The sequence below is a fragment of the Paenibacillus chondroitinus NBRC 15376 genome (genome assembly GCF_004000765.1).
In the GTDB taxonomy this organism is placed as follows: domain Bacteria; phylum Bacillota; class Bacilli; order Paenibacillales; family NBRC-103111; genus Paenibacillus_E; species Paenibacillus_E chondroitinus.
Genome location: NZ_BILW01000013.1, coordinates 69,029 through 84,292, shown reverse-complemented (window position 1 = coordinate 84,292; position 15,264 = coordinate 69,029). Strand labels below are relative to the sequence as shown.

Here is a 15,264-nt window from a genome sequence, read left to right as displayed (position 1 = left end):
TAAGGGGGTTTAGGCGGCATGAAGATGGTTCAAAAAAAGAGTGTGTTTATCGCTATGCTATCGCTTTTAGCGGTAGTGACTACAGCGTGTACCGGCAATAGTACAGAAGTTTCGGCACCGAAACCGGGTGAAACCGGTAAGGAGTCGGCACCTGTAGCTCTCAATATTTTCGCTAATTTCTCGATTACTCAGCCTCCGGGGCCGGATAATCCGGTTATAAAAGAATTCGAAAAAAAGACGAATACGAAACTTAATATTACATGGGTTTCAGATCCTGTATTTGATGACAAGTTAAACGTACTGTTGGCCTCAGGAGACCTTCCGGACGCGATCCGTCTTCCAGATTCGACCGTTCCCCAGTTCCAAACGATGGTGAAACAAGGTGCATTTTGGGACTTAACCCCTTATCTCAAGGACTACAAGAACTTGATGGATTCTCCAAAGGCGATTTGGGACAATACGAAAATTGGCGGCAAAAGTTATGTCGTGCCCATTGTACGCCCGCTGGAGGGTGGGACTACCTTCTACATTCGCCGGGATTGGCTGGATAAGCTTGGATTGAAGATGCCTACAACCTTAGATGAGTTATACAACGTAATGAAGGTCTTTAAAGAGAAAGATCCTGATGGCACGAATAATCCGGTTGGCTATACGATGCGCACACACGATCAAATTGAATTTATTTATGCAGGAGCCAGCAGCAAGTGGAAACCTGTGAATGGAAACCTGATTGATATTACATTAGAGCCTGAGATGAGAGAAGCGCTGCTTTATAAGAAAAAGCTGTATGACGAAAAGCTGATTCCAGCGGATTTCGCCGTGATGAAAAGTAATGACATTACAGATCTGGCGACAAGCGGAAAGTCAGGCATAACGACGGAAACGATCGAGGCCATGTGGCGTTGGCAATTCGATCAATGGAAGCGGAATCCGAAGGTAAATTGGGAACCGATCGTTTCGTTGGAAGCGAATAAAGGACCTTTCCAACAGCAAAATAGCGGCTTCATAGGCGTTTATGCGATTCCGAAAAGTGTTCCGGAAGCGAAAATGCGTAAAATTTTATCGCTGCTTGATTTCGGCGCTTCCGAAGAAGGCCACATTTTATCCAATTATGGTATTGAAGGTACTCATTACAAAAAAGAAGACGGATTTTATGTCACCAATGACCAAGCGGTTAAAGATAGCCTGGGGCCTGGAGCAATGGGCAAGCTGTTTATGAAGCATGACCCTTATATGTATGCCTATGCACCTGGCATGCCGAAGGAAATATTTGAAAGAAACAAAAAAATTATTGATGCCAAAGCAAAAATCAGCACACCAAGAGTGGATATCGGACTGTACTCGGAAACGAATATTAAATACGGAGCCGATTATACCAAGAAGATTAACGATATTAAAACACAGGTTGTCATGGGCAAGGTAAGTATAGAGGAATGGGATAAATTCGTTGCAGGTCTAAAAACAGATGCCAATTATCAGAAAATAATACAAGAAATGAATGCTTCCTATAAGGAGCGTCTGGCAGCTAAGTAAACCAACAAAAGGAGAATGAGCGAATGGCGACTATAACAGATTTGAGAAAACAGGATGAATCACGTGTATTGAACCAAAGTTGGGGGAAAATTCAATGGCTTTGCGGCCAGGATATTGATCCAGCCAGTGAAATGACCTTCGGCATGGTCTATATTCATGCGGGGGATTCCAATCCAAGACACGTACACCCTAATTGTGAAGAAGTCATTTTCATTCTTTCCGGTGAGTGTGATCATACACTTGGCGATGAGACCTTCCATCTGGAGCCTGGCATGATGCTGCGCATCCCACGGAATGTCCCTCATAATGCAACAACCACAAGTTGGGAGCCATGCCGTATGATTATCGCTTATTCGGCTCCTGACCGCCAGACGGTAGGGGAATAATTCCTTTTAACGGAGTAAATCGATGTTTGAACTGACCTATCTGCAGATTGTAATCCTTATTTTCGCCGGAATATTTGTCGGATTCGCGAAAACCGGTATTTCGACCATGGGCATCTTCAATGCGATGTTATTGACCATTATTTTTCCAACAAAAATGTCTGTAGGCATCTTGCTGCCGATGCTAATTATAGGTGATATCATAGCGGTTGCGTATTACCGTAAAAAAGTGATAAAGAATCATCTGATCAGCCTGATGCCTTGGGCACTTATCGGAGTAATAGGTGGTTATGTCGTACTGCTAAAGGTCGATAACAATCAATTGAAGCTTCTCTTGGGTGCGCTTATATGCGGATTGATCCTTCTTCAACTCCTTAGGGATTTCATGGGAGCAAGATTTGATTCCAAGTTTCCATCTTCCATGTGGTTTATTGCATCGATGGGGATCCTTGCTGGTTTTGCAACGACAATTGGTAATGTTTCCGGCGCGATCATTGCCATTTACCTCTTTGCCAAGCAAGTACCCAAACAAGAATTTATAGGCACGGGTGCTTGGTTTTTTTTACTCGTGAACCTCGTGAAAGTACCCTTTTTCATCCATCTGGGTATGATCACGTCCGATTCTCTCCTTATAGGTATTTGGACCCTTCCCTTAATAGCAATTGGAGCTTATGCAGGTATCAAGCTGCTGCCTTTAATTCCTCAGGTATACTTTCAGCGGCTTGTTCTTTTACTTGGTGCTTTTGGAGCACTGAAGTTGCTCGCTGAGGGTATCGTAATCAATTGAATCGATGAGATCTAGCTAGAAGGAGAATAGATATGACGATCAAATTGGCGTTTTCAAGACCTACCTCCACGATGGAGGAGCAAACTTTGCTTTTTGAACAGTACAGAGCCTTTGGTTATGACGGACTTCAATTAAAGGAAGCGCAATATGCCCCTTTTTTGCTAAAACCGGAAAACTTCATAGAAGCTTGGGGCGGTTTATCAGGCAGCAGTTCGGCTTTAATAACAGGCGGCAATTTGGATGATGCCAGTGTTGAGAAACTGCGTAATGTCTTTCGTTTCGCTTCGACGGTCGGCACGGAACTTATTGTTTACTGCCATGGGATTCCTAGAGCCAATGTGACCCCGGCAGACATTCGCAGATATGCGGACGTTCTTTCGGATTTGGGACTTGAGGCGCAGCAGCAGGGGCTGAAGCTATCACTTCACCATCATTTTAATAATCCCGTTATGCATCGCGATGATTTTGATATCTTTTTCAATCAAATCAAAGAGCACTCTATTGGACTCACTGTCGATACGGCTCATTTGGTGAAATCCGGTATCCATGATGCAGCAGAAATTATACGCAGCTTTGGACACGTCATCGATAACTTTCACCTTAAGGACTTTGATCAAGGGGAATGGAAAGTGCTCGGTCAAGGGTCTATTGACTTTGGCCCTATTTTCGAAGCGATTCGTGAGATCGGCTATCAAGGATGGATTTCTGCGGATGAGGAAAGCGGTGGCAGTGTGACTGAGGGTATGAAGGACTGCTACGCATATATGAAGAGCCGATTGAACTGAAAATCAGAGCCTGGAGGTGCTGGTAACGATGGGTAAAAAGGCAGTTCTTATCGGAGCCTTGGATACGAAAGGTCAAGAGTTTCTATTTGTAAAAGAAAAACTGGAAGCTTGCGGGGTGGAAACGTTCACGGTAGATACCGGTGTACTTGGCAATCCGTTGTTTCAACCCGATGTATCCGCCGATGAGGTTGCAAGAGCTGGCGGTTCGAGCATTGAGGAGCTCAGAAGTGGTAAAGATCGGGGAACGGCTATTGCGGTTATGACCCGAGGCGCTGCTGAAATCGTTATTGGCCTCGAAAAACAGGGAATAGTAGGCGCAGCCTTCGGAATGGGGGGGACGGCGGGTACGACAGTGGCGGCATCTGCCTTGCAGGGATTACCCATCGGGGTTCCTAAACTGATGGTTTCCACTGTGGCATCGGGCAATACGAAACCCTATATAGGCATCAAAGATGTAACCATGATGTACTCCGTCGTTGATATAGCCGGAATCAATCAGTTATCCCGTCGAATACTGAGCAATGCAGCTCACGCGTTGGCTGGAATGATCAATTATACGGAAGCGGATCAGGGGATTGCTGAAGATAAGGTTACACTCGGCATCACGATGTTCGGCGTAACGACTCCATGCGCGACACGCGTACGAGAAATTCTGGAGGAGCGTGGTTACGATCTGCTTGTCTTCCATGCCACCGGAACAGGTGGCTTGGCAATGGAGGAGCTAATCAAAGCGGGGTATATCCAGGGCGTTGCGGATATAACGACCACGGAATTGGCGGATCATTTGGTTGGCGGTATATTCGATGCCGGACCAAACCGTCTGGAAGCAGCGGGAATAGCGGGTATTCCACAGGTTGTTTCGGTTGGGGCGCTCGATATGGTCAATTTCGGTCCACCGGAGACCGTACAGGCACAATTCAAGGAGCGAACCTTTTACCAGCACAACCCGACAACAACCTTGATGAGAACTACCATTGATGAGAACAGAGAATTGGGCCGGTTATTGGCGACAAAACTGAACGCGGGTACAGCTCCGACCATTGTCGTGTTTCCAAAAGGCGGTGTTTCTTTGCTGGATATGGATGCCAAACCTTTTGAAGGTAAGGAAGAACGTCAGGCGTTGTATGAAGGAATAAAAGAGCATCTCAGATCGAACATTCCGATGATTGATATGGAGCAAGACATTAATAATCCGGCGGTAGCTGATGTAATTGCGGAAAACTTACTTCAGTTATTAGAACGAAATAAGAGAGGGTAAGCAAACAATGGCGATGCAAAGGCAGGAAATCGTAAGCAGATTGCGGTCGCAAATTGAACAGGGCCGTTTCATAGTAGGAGCAGGAGCGGGAACGGGGTTATCGGCGAAATGTGCGGAAGAGGGCGGCGTCGATCTGATTATTATTTACAATTCCGGGCGTTATCGAATGGCAGGACGGGGATCATTAGCTGGATTAATGCCATATGGGGATGCCAATCAGATTGTTATGGAGATGGGTGGCGAGGTTCTGCCTATTGTCAAGAATACTCCTGTATTGGCCGGGGTATGCGGGACAGATCCTTTCCGTTTGATGGATGTCTATCTGAAGCAGTTGAAAGAAATGGGTTTCTCGGGTGTGCAAAACTTTCCTACCGTAGGTTTGATCGACGGCACCTTCAGGCAAAACCTGGAGGAAACGGGGATGGGCTATGAGCTGGAGGTCGATATGATCCGTAAGGCTCATGCCTTGGATTTATTGACAACCCCGTATGTCTTTAGTGAGGACGATGCGATTCAAATGGCGAAGGCCGGCGCGGACGTGCTTGTCGCTCATGTCGGACTAACGACGAAGGGCAGCATCGGAGCCAAGACGGCGCTTTCACTAGATGAATCGGCGGAGCTCATTCAACGTATTTATGATGCCGGTAAGTCTATTAATCCGGATATATTGGTCATCTGTCATGGTGGTCCGATATCTGAACCGGCAGATGTTGAGTATGTGTTAGGTAAAACTAACGGGATAGCGGGTTTCTTCGGAGCCTCCAGCGTGGAGCGCTTGCCTACCGAGATTGCCATTACCGAGCAGGTAAAAAGATTTAAGAGTTTAAGTAAGTCATAAATATCAGATTGAGAAAAAATAATTACCATTTATGTAATATATTTACTTGAATATTGAAAGCCCAAGGAAAAAAATCCTCGGGCTTTTCGCCATCCAGTAAAAATGTAGTTAAAACGTGCCTCGGTTACTCATTCTCCCTATACTCAATCGTTATCCCCTCAACATGACGTTTACTCATCTGCTTACGCTTCTTTCGGTTGTCTTTCGATTCGAACACGATGTCCATATCGTAGTCTCCTTCCGGATATAGCTTGCTGCGCTCGATATAAAGCGAAATTCTCTTGCGGTGTATGCGCACTTTCTCCTTCTGGATTTGCACCGTAATGTTTCCGCGATGATCCGGCTCGCTGCACACAATGCCTGTACGGCGCAGCGAGTGCACCCAGACGCAGTCGCCAATAGCGAAATCCGGCATAGGCGCTCGCTCTTTTTTTTCTTTCAACGGGGCGTTTAGAGGAGGTGTTTCTCCTGTAAACGCCGCAGCTATTGCAGGCGCTTCGGGCGAGCGCTGCGTCGCCTCGTAGGTGATCATCTTTGATCTCTCGATGAGCGCTGGCGGCATACCGAGCTTTTGCGCGATATAGAAGGCATAAGAGGAGCCGGCTTGACCAATTGTTAGCTTGTAAAGGGGCTCAAGCGTTTCCGTATCAAATTCCATACGCGCATTCTCGAAGCCGGGCGCAGCGCCGGCAAATTTTTTGATCTCGTTAAAATGTGTCGTCGCCATGACCGTAGCTCCCCGGCGGTACAGTTCCTCCAACACAGCGATCGATAGGCCAATTCCTTCGCCAGGGTCGGTTCCTGAGGCAAGCTCGTCGAGAAGGACCAGCGACGAGGGGGCAGCCTCTTTGAGAATGCCGATCACGTTTTTGACATGCGAGGAGAAGGTGCTGAGCGAATTCTCAAGACTTTGTCCGTCCCCGATATCGACCATAACGGATCTGTACACAGCGAATTCGCTTCCTTCTCCTACCGGAACGAGCAGACCCGACTGCACCATAAGTGTTAGCAGTCCGACGGTTTTCAGCGAAACGGTTTTGCCTCCCGTATTCGGTCCTGTAATAACAAGCGCGCGATAATCGCCGCCGATGCGGATATCAAGCGGAACGGAATGCCTGCCGAGCAGCGGATGACGGCCGCCATGTATGGAGATCCGGCCGCGATCGTTTAGCTTGACCGTTCGCCCGTCGATTGTTTTCGCGTATTTGGCTTTTGCGAACATAAAGTCGTAATGGCCAATCGTTTCCAAGTTGATTGAAATTTCATACTTGCTATGCTCGATCAGATCCGTTAGATCGCTAAGCACCCTTGTTACCTCCGCAGCTTCCTCGGCCTGCAGGTGTAAATGCTCGCCATGCAGATCAGCGATATCAGCCGGCTCAATAAAGACAGTCTGCCCGCTTGCCGACTCGTCCAGCGCCGCGCCGCCAACTTGTTTGCGGTGTTCCTTCTTCACGGACAACACGTACCGGCCTCCCCTTGTCGAGATGACGTTATCCTGCAAATAGCTGCGATATTTGGACAAAGCGGTGTCCAGTTTCTTGCGCATGCGGTCGTCGAGGATGTTCATTTTTTTGCGGATACGCGACAAAGCAGCGCTCGCCTCGTTATCGACTTGACCGTTGCGGATACAGCGCCGAATCTCGGTTAGCGGTTCATGCAATTCGTATAAGGATAGCGCGTAGGAAGCGACGCGCGGACTGACGGATTCCTTCTTTTTCATAAAGTTCTTAAGCTGTTGTGAACTTTCGATGAATCTGGCGAAGTGCATAAAGTCCTGCGGTGTAAGAATAAATCCTTTCCCGAAAGTGCCTATAAGCGGCTCAATGCCTTCCAGGGACGGGATCGGCACGCTGGCTCCGTGGGCAATAACACTTAGCGCTTCTTCGGTTTCTTGAAGCAGAGTTGCCACGAGGACCATTTCAATGACTGGTTCCATGTTCTGAATGTGGGCGCGGCCCAAATAACTCATGGCAAAGTCGGCCAAACGCTGTTTAATGCGGTCGTATTCCAAACGTTGATAAGTGGACTTGTTCACATGAATGCCTCCTTTTGGGTACAAAAAAAAGCGGACTGGAAACAACGATCGTTTCCAGTCCGCTTAGGGAGAAAATGATGTTCTTAACAGCATCACATGCAACCTGCCCGTAGTGCACGACAAAACAAACCTGTCCAATTGAACGGTTTACTCGCGTACGCCAAACAAAACGGGTTGCACTATGAAATTACTGGTTAAGAACGACCTCAGACATTAAAATCTCTCCTTTGTACATCTATACGGCTAATATACCCTTATCTTATGCGAATTCAGTCTGAAAATCGTGGGATAAAATAGCTTAAATCAAACTTTCCACAAGAAGTTTGAATGGTATAAAAAAGGAACTGATGGAGGAATATGTACAAGCGTGACGAATTAATTGTTCAATACAACCAAAATTGGCGATGGGTGTGAAGATGAACGGATGAATAAGCAAATGAGTAAAAGCAGGGGAACTATATTTTGGAAAAATTTAGGCATTGTACTGTTAATTACTTGCATTCCTATTGCTTTTATAGGCGTCATTATTTACTATATCGGAACAGATCGGATCGAAACCGAAGTGAATAAGGCTCATCAGAATCAGCTCCATTCCTCGATTCAGCAATTAAATGATTATATGGCGAATCTGGAGCATTCGGTGGTGCGGCTTGCTTTCGACCGGAGTTTGGACGAGACCTTGAAGGAGTTGGATTTCGTCCAGGAATTTCAAAAAACAAACGAACTTATGAAATCGTTTTCACTTATTACGGAGTCGAATTCCCTTATTAACAGTGTGAGCCTGTATTTACGTGATTCAGACAAGATAATCGGTGATGAGGCCGGGTTTGAATCTGTGCGAACCGATGAGGATCGAGACTTGTTGAATTCTTTGCTGGATCAAGAGCGAACGATCTATTGGGATTATTCCTTAAAAAAGATAAATATGCCGGACACGATAAATAAAGCGATCATAATTAAGCTCCCCGGTGGACAAATGTATGGTTCTTTCGGGATGTTCATTATTTACCTGGACCAAAATAAACTAAACACAATGGTTCAGAAACTCGTCTCAGGCGAAGGAGTCGCTTTTCTTTTTAATGAGAATGGGGAATACTTGACGACTCCGCCAAAACAAGAAGACAGTCAAGAGCTGCTGACGCTGGAAGATGCATTGAAAAGTCAAATATCTGTAGAAAATGCCAATGAGAATATGTTCAAATTCGATTGGAACCACAAAAAATATAACGTATCGTATGGGAGTATTTCTAAGTTAGGCAGTAAATGGACGGTTGTCACTGCTACCCCTGTATCGCAAATCGTTGCGCCTGTAACTGCCTTGTCCACTCTTATTGTCTGGATTAGTATGTTTGGCTTAATCATCGGGTTGCTGCTTGCATGGTTTGCCTCAAACAAAATATACGATCCCATTTATCGGATAAAGCGTCTTTTTGAAAATTCCAGAACGCACCGATCGAACGAAAAAAACGAAATTACGTATATTGAGCATCAATGGAGGCTGCAGCTTCAAGCAGAGCAAGAGCTTTCTATCCAAATTAAGCAGTCCATTCCTGCGCTTAGAGAAAGCTTTTTACTGCAATTTTCGCAAGGCAATTTGTATTCACACACGGAATCCGAGCTTATCCAGAAGTTGAAGCAGCTGGATTGGGATGTTGAATCGAAAAGATTTGCCATTATGGTCGCCCAGTTTCACGGTATTTCTGAATTAGGCGGAAAATTTTCAGAGCGGGATGCCCAGTTGGTTACCTTCGCGGCTTCTAATATCATTAAAGAGCTGTGCACGGAGATATCGGATATGGTGCATATCATTAACTTTCAGGATTTATCCATTGGCGTATTTTTCGTTCTGGAACCTGACAAGTCCAATGAAGCGATTAAAGCAAATTTCAACAAACTTGCCCATGACTACATCGTCGCGGTTAATAATGTTCTGCATATGAAAGTTACGATTGTGACTAGTAAAATATCCGACTCGATAAAGGATATACCCGAGATTCTGGAGCAGACAAGAAAAGCTCTCCGCTTTCGTGACCACCATACGTCCAATCAAATGTTGGATATGAATCAGTTCATGCTGACGAATACAAGCCAGAATCAGTTCCCTTTTGAGCTGGAAAGAGAGATTGTCCATACCGTCAGTATGGGGCTTGAAGAGGAAGCCATGCGGCTCATCAAGCAATTCATGCTCGAACTGCAAACCAATCATAGCGCTGAATTCATGGTTCACCAAGGGATGATGAAACTGCTCGGAACGATCCATAATGCGATGATCAAGCATGAAGTGGACCTTTTCTCCCTGTATGGAGGGGTTCATCTCTATGAGCAGCTTATGCAATTGTCCGAGCCGGATCAAATCCTGGAATGGTTTCAAATCAAGCTGATAAGGCCTTTTGTTAAAGCGTTAACGATAACCTACGATAGTAATTTAAGGGAAATGATCGATAATCTGCTTTTGCAAATGCAGAAGGACATCTTACTTGACGTTTCGTTGGAGATGTATGCGGATCAGCTGCAGATGAGCCCATCTAAGCTAAGCAAGGTATTCAGGCAAATTAACGGAATCAATTTTATCGATACGATGGTTCGGATGAGAATTGAGAAATGCAAAGAGCTGTTGGTGACAACAGATATGAAAATCAACGATATCGCGGAGCAGCTGCACTATCAACCGTCCTATCTGATCCGAATGTTTAAAAAGAGTGAGAGCATCACTCCCCGGCAGTATCGGGAAAAGCACACGCAATCGATGTAGGTAAATATCCATCTCAAAGCGGCCCTTCTTCATGTTTGAGGGGCTTTTTTTGTTCATTTCAAAAAAAGACGATAACCGGAAATTTTTCGAGACATAGTAAAAATTTATTATTATTGCGGTATGTAGGCTAGTGCTTTACATTTAGGCCATCAGCTGATCACAAGCATTGTAAGGGAGGATTGGTACATGGGCATCCAAGTGACGAAGGCGAATCACCGGCAACTTATTCAAAGAAAGGCAAGAACTTCACTATGGTCCGAATTCAAACGTGACAAGTATTTATACCTGCTGGTTCTTCCAGGCATCCTGTATTTTCTTGTTTTCAAATATTACCCGATGTGGGGGCTGGTCATCGCCTTTCAGGATTATTCCCCCTATATGGGCGTATTTAAAAGCACTTGGGTAGGCTTTGAAAATTTTGTTCGCTTTTTTACAAATCCCAGCTTCTTTCTATTGTTTCGTAATACCATGATGATTAGCTTGTTGAGTCTGGTTTTTTTCTTTCCACTTCCTATCTTGTTGTCGCTTTGCATGAATGAGGTAACCAACAAATATTTTAAACGCGTGATTCAATCCATTGTTTATTTACCGCATTTTCTTTCGTGGGTCATTATCGCAGGAATTACCTTTTTATTGCTTTCGCAATCCAATGGGATTGTGAATATGCTGCTCGAACATGCGGGTTTTCCGAAAATTGATTTTTTGACGAATGAAAATTATTTCTGGGGGCTGCTTACCGGTCAAAACATTTGGAAAGACACAGGCTGGGGAACGATTATTTTCCTCGCAGCGATGACAGGCATTGACACGCAGCTTTATGAAGCGGCGAAGATCGATGGCGCCAGCCGGATCCGACAAATGTGGCATATTACTTTACCGGGTATCCGTAACGTCATCATTATCCTTTTAATTTTGCGTTTGGGGCAAATTATGGATGTTGGTTTTGAACAGGTGTTTTTGATGAGTAATGGCGCAGTTGCAAACGTTGCCGACGTTTTCGAAACCTATGTCTATCGCAATGGGATTCAACAAGGACAGTTCAGCTATACAACGGCGGCCGGTTTGTTTAAATCCGTGATTGGACTTGTGCTTGTTATCGGGGCTAACTGGCTGGCCAAACGCTTCGGTGAAGAAGGTGTGTATTAAACGAAAATTCCGAGGAGGGAAGGCAATGAGAGAAAGCTTTGGAGACCGAATATTTGGGATGGCGATTGTTCTGCTGCTTGTTGTCATTGGCATTATTACGTTATTTCCCTTGTATTACGTATTCGTTGTTTCCTTTACGGAACCTAGTGAATACATAGAGAAATACGGCTTTGTCCTGTTCCCGAGCAAATGGAGTGTTGGCGCTTATGAATATTTGCTTTCCACTTCTGCTTTCATTCGTGCAACTGGGGTCAGTGCCTTTCTGGCAACAGTGGGAACTCTGTTAAGCCTCATGATAACAGCAGCCTTCTCATTCGGACTATCCCGTAAAAGACTGCGCGGAAGAAAAGTCATGATGATCATGGTGATGGTTACGATCCTTTTTAATCCGGGCATTATCCCTGTGTATTTATTAGTCCGCGATTTGGGGCTCATAAACAGTGTGTGGGCGTTGATTGTCCCTGTTTTGACCAGCGGCTGGTACGTGATCTTGATGAAAAGCTTCTTTGACAGCATTCCTGTCGAGTTGGAAGAAGCTGCAATGATTGATGGCTGTAATGACCTAAGCATCTTTTTCCGAATTATTTTACCGCTTTCTGTCGCATCGCTGGCCGCATTCGGGTTGTTTTATGCCGTGGCCTACTGGAATACGTTTTTTAGTGCCGTGTTGTATATCAATGATTTTACAAAGGTGCCTTTACAAATTGTCCTGCGCAACATGCTCATTGATTCCGATACTTCGGTCGGCGGAGCACTCGCGGTAGAGATGGCTTCGGATAAGCAGCTGCCTACGCAAACGATCAAGATGGCCGCAGTTGTCGTGTCTACGCTTCCTATTTTGATGGTCTACCCGTTTTTGCAAAAGCATTTTACCAAAGGTGTTATGTTAGGCTCTGTGAAAGGATAATCATAATGATTATTCCGGCAGGCTTGTTAAACCAATAAATATAACCATAAAGGAGATTTGAGTAGCATGAACAACTTTTCTGACTTGGATAAAAATTGGAAGATTGAGAAAATCGAGCAAGTGATGATGAAGGGTGAACGCAGAAGATTGGCTGGCTGCAATGCAAGGCTGGGTGTACATGGAAAGGAAGTAAGTTTTCCGCTGGTGCGAATTACGATTGGGGGCATCACGGGTTACAGCTGGTCTCGCGTTTCTCGGGAAGCTGCTGAAGCCATGATCGGAGCCACAGTCAGCGAAATTTTCTGTGAAGAACAATGGATTAAAGACCGGTTTCAAAGCATTCAATTCCCGTTATTTGATTGGCTGGCAAAGGTAAGAGAAGTGCCTGTGTATAAACTATTAAGCCAAAAAGAGTGGACATCCCCACTAACGGTTCCTTGCTATGATACATCCTTGTACTTTGATGATTTGCACCTGAGTTCAGAGCGGGACGCGGTCGCACTGCTCCAGGAAGAAGCCATGCAAGGCTATAACGAAGGTTTCCGCGGTTTCAAAATTAAAGTAGGCCGTGGCGCCATGCATATGGATTTAATGGAAGGCACCCAAAGAGATATTGCTGTTGTGAACGGAATTAGGGATGTGGTCGGTCCACAATGTAACATTTCCATTGACGCGAACAATGGGTACAATTTGAACTTAACCAAACATGTGTTGAAAGAAACGGCACAATCCAACCTGTTGTGGATAGAGGAAGCTTTTCACGAGGATGACAGGCTCTACCGCAATCTGAAGGAGTGGCTGCGCGAGGAGAAATTGAGCGTGCTGATCACAGACGGCGAAGGGTTAGCGGCCGATCCCATTGTGGATTGGGCGGAGCAAGGCCTGATCGACGCGATTCAATACGATTTGAAGGACTATGGCATTGTGAACTGGTTGAAATTAGCGAAAAGATTGGCTAAAAGCGGAGTAAAAGCAGCACCGCACAATTACGGTGGTTTCTATGGTAACTTCGCTTCCGCTCAGGTATATCCAGCCATTGAAGGATTTATGTTTGTTGAATGGGATGAGGCGCAGATTCCAGGTATCGACACTTCCGGTTATAGCATCAAGGATGGTAAAATCACCGTTCCTTCGACTCCCGGCTTTGGCTTGCACATTGACGATGCTTATTATCAAAGCCAAGTGAGTGAACATGGCTGGACGGTGTAATTCCGGCAAGGTGTACCGGTCTATCAACTACATTTATGGGAGATGAGTTAAATATGAAAAAACTTCTCGTGTTATCTACGTTAGTTGTATCCTTATCCCTTACAGTCGCCTGTTCCTCTGCACCTTCTTCGGCTCCGGCGAAAGATGGAGGGACGACTACAACAAAGGAAGAGACCAAAGCGCCAGCGAAGCCTACCGAAATTAAAATCATGACCGACTTTACGATCACTCAGCCGCCGGGTGCTGATAATCCGGTTCTGAAAGAATTTGAGAAAAGAACGAATACGAAGCTGACGGTGCAATGGATTCCGGGGAGTGATTACGCGGACCGCGTCAATGTGGCACTGGCTGCAGGCGATATTGCAGATTTGATCAAAATCCCGGATATCACGACCGCTTTATTCCGGCAAATGGTCAAGCAGGGAGCATTCTGGGATTTGACGCCGTATATCAAAGATTATCCGAACCTGGTGTCCATTAATCCGAAAACGTGGAGCAATACCAAAATTGATGGCAAAAGTTATGCCATTCCTGCAGGACGGCCTTTGGATGGCGGCGGATTTTTCGACATTCGTAAAGATTGGCTGGATAAGCTTGGCCTGAAGATGCCGACCAATATGGATGAGCTTTATACGGTAATGAAAGCGTTTAAGGATAATGCGCCTGATGGCAAAAAGGATACAATCGGTTTTACGATGCGGGGATCGGCAACCATTGACGAAGTATTCCTGGGGACAGTTGGCATGTGGAAAGCTGTAGACGGTAAGCTGGTTAACATGTATCTTGAACCGGAAATGAGAGAATCGCTGCTCTACCAGCGCAAGCTGTACCAAGAAGGATTAATTCCGCAGGACTTCCCGGTTTTGAAAGAAAACCAATATTGGGAGCTCGCTACAAGCGGTAGAGCGGGAATTACGAATGAGACGCCAGAGGCGCTGTTCAGATACACAATGGACCAATGGAAAAAAGATCCGAAGGTCGAATGGACGCCGATGGTCTCTTTAGCTCCCAAAGCGGGAGGCAAGCCTTATGTGCCCCAAGGTACAGGGATGAATGGTGTACTGGCTATACCGAAATCGGTTCCAGAACAAAAAATGAAAGCTATTTTAAACTTTGTGAATTACGGTTCCGGTGGCGAAGGGCTGGATTTGACCTTGTATGGGATTAAAGATGTTCATTATACGCTTACGGATGGTTTAAAAGTATCGAATGATAAAGCGGTGGCAGACAGCGTAGGAACAGCAACATGGGGCAAAATGTTCAGTACGCCAGTCGTTGATTTGTGGCAATATGCGGCTGGCATGCCCAAAGAGGTTTATCAGCGAAACATGAAAATCACGGAAGAAAGAGCGAAGGTTTCCGTTGGTAATCCGGCAATTGGTCTTGTATCGGATACGGATATTAAGTTGGGTGCCGACTACAAGAAAAAAATCGCCGACATGAAAACGCAAGTCATCATCGGGAAAATTGCAATGGAAGATTGGGATAAATATATTGACTCGTTGAAAAAAGATCCGAACTACCAAAAAATTACGGAAGAGTTTAATGCCGAGTACAAAAAACGTCTAGCTCAAAATTAGAATTACTTGCTTGAGGTGAGGGTTATCCTTGCCTCTTTGTTTTTTAAC

General features: G+C 45.4%; 12 protein-coding genes. 11 read left to right on the top strand and 1 reads right to left on the bottom strand.

Annotation, left to right across the window (positions count from 1 at the left end; genetic code table 11):
• Nucleotides 1–18: 18 nt before the first annotated feature.
• Genes PCH02S_RS16365 through PCH02S_RS16340 form a run of 6 tightly spaced genes read left to right on the top strand, consistent with a single transcriptional unit; the run spans nucleotide 19 to nucleotide 5,584 of the window.
• Nucleotides 19–1,533, top strand: a complete 1,515-nt coding sequence (locus tag PCH02S_RS16365) for an extracellular solute-binding protein (RefSeq protein WP_246069117.1) — start codon at nucleotides 19–21, stop codon at nucleotides 1,531–1,533.
• Between the two features lie 23 nt (nucleotides 1,534–1,556).
• Complete coding sequence (locus tag PCH02S_RS16360) at nucleotides 1,557–1,919, top strand: cupin domain-containing protein (RefSeq protein WP_127454844.1); 363 nt, start codon at nucleotides 1,557–1,559, stop codon at nucleotides 1,917–1,919.
• Nucleotides 1,920–1,941: 22 nt separating this feature from the next.
• Nucleotides 1,942–2,703, top strand: a complete 762-nt coding sequence (locus PCH02S_RS16355) for a sulfite exporter TauE/SafE family protein (protein WP_127454843.1) — start codon at nucleotides 1,942–1,944, stop codon at nucleotides 2,701–2,703.
• A 32-nt stretch (nucleotides 2,704–2,735) separates the two neighbouring features.
• On the top strand, nucleotides 2,736–3,488 hold the full coding sequence (locus tag PCH02S_RS16350) for a sugar phosphate isomerase/epimerase family protein (protein ID WP_127454841.1): 753 nt from the start codon (nucleotides 2,736–2,738) through the stop codon (nucleotides 3,486–3,488).
• Between the two features lie 28 nt (nucleotides 3,489–3,516).
• Nucleotides 3,517–4,746 (top strand): Tm-1-like ATP-binding domain-containing protein, encoded by a 1,230-nt coding sequence (locus tag PCH02S_RS16345; protein ID WP_127454839.1) that lies wholly within the window; start codon nucleotides 3,517–3,519, stop codon nucleotides 4,744–4,746.
• 7 nt (nucleotides 4,747–4,753) lie between these two features.
• On the top strand, nucleotides 4,754–5,584 hold the full coding sequence (locus PCH02S_RS16340; protein ID WP_127454837.1) for a phosphoenolpyruvate hydrolase family protein: 831 nt from the start codon (nucleotides 4,754–4,756) through the stop codon (nucleotides 5,582–5,584).
• A gap of 124 nt (nucleotides 5,585–5,708) precedes the next feature.
• Here PCH02S_RS16340 and PCH02S_RS16335 read toward each other — a convergent pair whose 3' ends face one another.
• On the bottom strand, nucleotides 5,709–7,622 hold the full coding sequence (locus PCH02S_RS16335; protein ID WP_246069116.1) for an endonuclease MutS2: 1,914 nt from the start codon (nucleotides 7,620–7,622) through the stop codon (nucleotides 5,709–5,711).
• A gap of 436 nt (nucleotides 7,623–8,058) precedes the next feature.
• Between PCH02S_RS16335 and PCH02S_RS16330 the strand changes: the two genes are divergently transcribed.
• The 5 genes from PCH02S_RS16330 to PCH02S_RS16310 all read left to right on the top strand — a co-directional run bounded on the left by PCH02S_RS16330 (nucleotide 8,059) and on the right by PCH02S_RS16310 (nucleotide 15,216).
• Nucleotides 8,059–10,374 carry an AraC family transcriptional regulator gene (locus PCH02S_RS16330; protein ID WP_164819588.1) on the top strand — a complete coding sequence of 772 codons (2,316 nt, stop codon included), beginning with the start codon at nucleotides 8,059–8,061 and terminating at the stop codon, nucleotides 10,372–10,374.
• 186 nt (nucleotides 10,375–10,560) lie between these two features.
• Nucleotides 10,561–11,520 carry an ABC transporter permease gene (locus tag PCH02S_RS16325; protein WP_127454833.1) on the top strand — a complete coding sequence of 320 codons (960 nt, stop codon included), beginning with the start codon at nucleotides 10,561–10,563 and terminating at the stop codon, nucleotides 11,518–11,520.
• A gap of 25 nt (nucleotides 11,521–11,545) precedes the next feature.
• A complete protein-coding gene (locus tag PCH02S_RS16320) occupies nucleotides 11,546–12,427 on the top strand; it encodes a carbohydrate ABC transporter permease (protein WP_127454831.1) in 882 nt (293 codons plus the stop codon).
• 66 nt (nucleotides 12,428–12,493) lie between these two features.
• Entirely contained in the window at nucleotides 12,494–13,636 is a 1,143-nt protein-coding gene (locus PCH02S_RS16315) for an enolase C-terminal domain-like protein (RefSeq protein ID WP_127454829.1), read from the top strand.
• Between the two features lie 53 nt (nucleotides 13,637–13,689).
• Nucleotides 13,690–15,216 carry an extracellular solute-binding protein gene (locus PCH02S_RS16310; RefSeq protein ID WP_164819587.1) on the top strand — a complete coding sequence of 509 codons (1,527 nt, stop codon included), beginning with the start codon at nucleotides 13,690–13,692 and terminating at the stop codon, nucleotides 15,214–15,216.
• Nucleotides 15,217–15,264 lie beyond the last annotated feature (48 nt).